Below are 3,658 nucleotides of genomic sequence, written 5' to 3'. Positions count from 1 at the left end.
AAAAAAGACCACACCCATCCCAATAATAGGGACGAGTGTGGTCGTGGTGCCACCCTAATTTCAAAAAACGACTAAGTTCGTTTTTCGCTCAAATTGATAACGGTTATCCCGGTTATAGATACTCTGGCTAACCCATTTCCCCATAACAGCTCCAAGGTGGTAAATCATCCTTTTTTCTTCAGGGCTTTCAGCCGGTGACCCTGTTCTCTAATAAGAAAGCGAAGCATGATTCATGTCCTTTTCATAGCCTGAACTAAATGATTAACAACAATGATAATACATAAATTTCCAAACGTCAACTGTAATTATTACTATCTATTATATTTATTCCTATCCATTTTGTTGTGGGTTATACCATAAATTTCTTTAGAGCTATTATGCTGATACTTTTTCAACCTTTTGGTCTGTGTTTCTTTTCAATAATTTTGCTTTTGCTGATGTCATCACATGATACGTTGTAGGCACAATGACCAAGGTTAAGAGCGTAGAAGTTAATAGTCCTGATATAACCACAATCGCTAACGATCGTGAAATTAAGCCACCTTCAGTTGATAAAGCCAGTGGTAGAAGAGCTCCTATCGTCGCAAGAGCCGTCATAAGAATCGGGCGTAAACGTGTTTTTCCCGCTTCAAGCAAAGCAGCTTTTAGCTCCATGCCTTTCTTCTCATTCTGTTTCACTCGCTCCATTAAAACAATAGCGTTCGTGACTACAATTCCGATTAGCATCAGGAATCCAACTAACGCTGGCATACCAAGTGCTTGGTTTGTTACATACAATCCCAGTAAGCCACCGGAAAATAAGAACGGCAATGACGATAAAATCGCAACCGGCATGAGCATATTTCCAAATGCGATCAGCATCACGATAAATACAAGCACAACCGCAACCGCCATCGCTATTGTCATATTAGTGAACCCTTCATTCATGGCTTGCGCCTGTCCTTCTGAATGATAGGTTACTCCTTTTGGCAAATCTAACGTTTTCAAGCGTTTATCTACCTCAGCCTGCACACCAGAGGAATTATCCGTTGTGATTCGGCCAGTCACTTCCACATATGGCTGTTGATTTAAGCGGAATAATGCGGACGGACTTGGTACTTTTTTCAGGGCAGCTACTTCCGAAAGACTGAATTGCTGTCCTAGCGGATTAGTGATTTTTTGACTCATAATTTCGTCAATGGAATTTACAGGATTGCTATTCAACAATAGGGTAACATTGGTTGTCTTTCCGTCCACTTGCATGTCAGCCACATGGTCGCCGGAAATAAGTTCTCTTACAAGACCTGCGATCATGACAGGATTTAACCCCTTTTCTGCTGCTTTTTGATCATCAATATCCAATTGGAGCTGTTCCTTTACTCCCGTGAGGTTGGATTTCACATTTTCCAAGCCATCGATATCCTTAATTTCTTCTGTAATCAACTTTCCTGCAGTCTCTAAATCTTTAGCATTGCCCCCTTCAACAATTAGGGCCACCCCGGATGTACCGGCAATTCCGACAGGTGAAAGAGCAACTTGCATTTGATCATCCAATTTTTCGACTTGTACTCTTACGTTTTTTTCAAAATCACTAGCTTGTTCTTTCGTGATCTCATCCTTTAAATCAATGGAAAAACGTATATGTTCGCCATTCACAACTGTTTGGATATGTTTCACATGCTTCTCATTCTTTAAAATATCTTCCATCTTTACAGCCAGTTTATTTGCTTTATCCAGTGATGTTCCATCCGGTAGATCTCCTGTTAATCTGTAAGAAACTGCTTTTTCCTGCGGTAAAAAGTTCTTCGGAATCATTGGAACTAATGCAAGAGATCCGGCAAACATGATGACGGCTAGGATGATCGTGACTGCCCTTTTATTTAACACCCACGTTAATAAGTGCTTATATGACTTTTCCAAAAAGGTTTCTTTAACTTCTTTATGTTTAATTCGCAGTAAAAATAGCTTTGCCAATAATGGGACGACGGTTAAGGAGACAATAAGCGAGAAAGCCAAGGCCACAATAACCGTTATGCCAAATGGTGCAAAGAAGCGGCCAATGATGCCAGGTACAAATGACAGCGGTCCAAATACAGCAATGGTTGTCAACGTTGAGGAGGTAATCGCACCACCTACTTCTTTCGCTGCCGCTAGCACCATTCTCTCATCACGCCTTGCGCTGGTTAAGGTACGGCGGTAAATATTTTCGATGACGACAATCGAGTCATCAATAACACGCCCAACAGCTACGGCTATTCCCGCAAGTGTCATCATGTTTAAACTGTAATCAAAATATTTGAGTGTAATCATGGATGCTAAGATAGATAATGGTATGGAAAGAACAGCTACGATTGTTGCTCTTATATTACGTAGGAACAAGAACGTAACAATCACGGCAAACAAGGTTCCAAGCAATACTTCTCGCAGCATTCCATCCACTGATGATTTTACTTCCTTTGATGTATCATATAATTTTGTTAATTGATAACCAGTTGGTAGCTCTAAATCGTCTAGCTTTTTCTTAGCCTCCGATACCACTTTGACAGCGTTGGACCCGGGCTGTGCTTTCATTTCTACTAATACAGCCGGCTCTTGATTTAATCGAGTATATACTGTTTCCTTTTTATTGTGATAAGAAACCGAAGCGATGTCTGATAATTTTACATGTTGAATACCAGTTGGTCCTTGAGACAGAATTTGAATATTTTCAACTTCCTTAACAGAATGTAATTTGAACTCAGCCTGCACATTTAATGTTTTATCCTCTACATTTACCTGCCCAGCCGGAAAGGCAAAATGATGAGCTAAAAAGGTTTGCTTAACTGTCTCAAATGAAATCCCATAATTTTTCATTTTTTCAGGATCCAATTTAACTGCGATTTCCTTTTCCGTCTCACCGGAAATATCAATAGCACCTGCACCATCTATACCGGTTAAAGCCGGCTTGATGTGATCATTGATATATTGTGTAAGGTCTGATTGACTGGCTTTTTCAGATGAAAGGGCAAATTGAAACACGGGCGCGGCAGAAGGGCCATCCTTTAAAATCTCTGGTTTTTCTGCTCCTTCAGGCAGCTTCATCGAGGCGACAGCCGTGGTAACATCCTTTTCGGCTTCATCCATATCCTTGCTCATCTCGAATTCAAGGATCCCCACGACCACATTACTGTGGGCTTCAATATACAAATTATCCAGTTTTTTTATGCCGGACAACGTAGACTCCAGCGGCTTTCCTATATCCTCTAACCCTTGTTCAGGTGTAGCGCCAATGTATGGAACCTGCACGACAATATAAGGAATGTCGACATTCGGCATTGATTCCATCTTCATGGTTTTGACAGAGAAAATCCCTCCTGCTATAACCATTAACATAGCTATAAAAATAACTCCTGCATTCTTTAATGAAAATTTAATCCACGATTGCATCTTTTCTCTTCCCCTCCGTTACGATTTTGTACCCCTTTGTGTCTTTCTGTGTTTATCTGTTGGATGATTTTACCTTTCTTATTATAGGTTTTCCATATCTCTATCATCATCGGGCAGCTGGTGTAAAGTTATCTACGACTAGAGACCTAGTTGGGATTGGATTATAGGGTTTGTGCTTTTTAAGCATCTTTGGATTTAGGGTGGGAATAGAGGGAATTGGGCTATTATTTTTCTAGAATTCTTGCGGGTTTGG

The 3,658-nt window shown here is 40.5% G+C and carries 1 protein-coding gene and 1 other annotated feature; the gene reads right to left on the bottom strand.

The window, feature by feature from the left end; genetic code table 11:
- Positions 1–24: 24 nt before the first annotated feature.
- Positions 25–254 (bottom strand) — a binding site (T-box leader).
- Between the two features lie 121 nt (positions 255–375).
- Positions 376–3,405 (bottom strand): efflux RND transporter permease subunit, encoded by a 3,030-nt coding sequence (locus tag V7083_RS20825; protein ID WP_335481529.1) that lies wholly within the window; start codon positions 3,403–3,405, stop codon positions 376–378.
- Positions 3,406–3,658: the final 253 nt, after the last annotated feature.

Source organism: Bacillus sp. JJ1764 (assembly GCF_036962145.1).
Lineage (GTDB): Bacteria > Bacillota > Bacilli > Bacillales > Cytobacillaceae > Neobacillus.
This window is presented reverse-complemented; position numbering and strand designations above follow the sequence as displayed.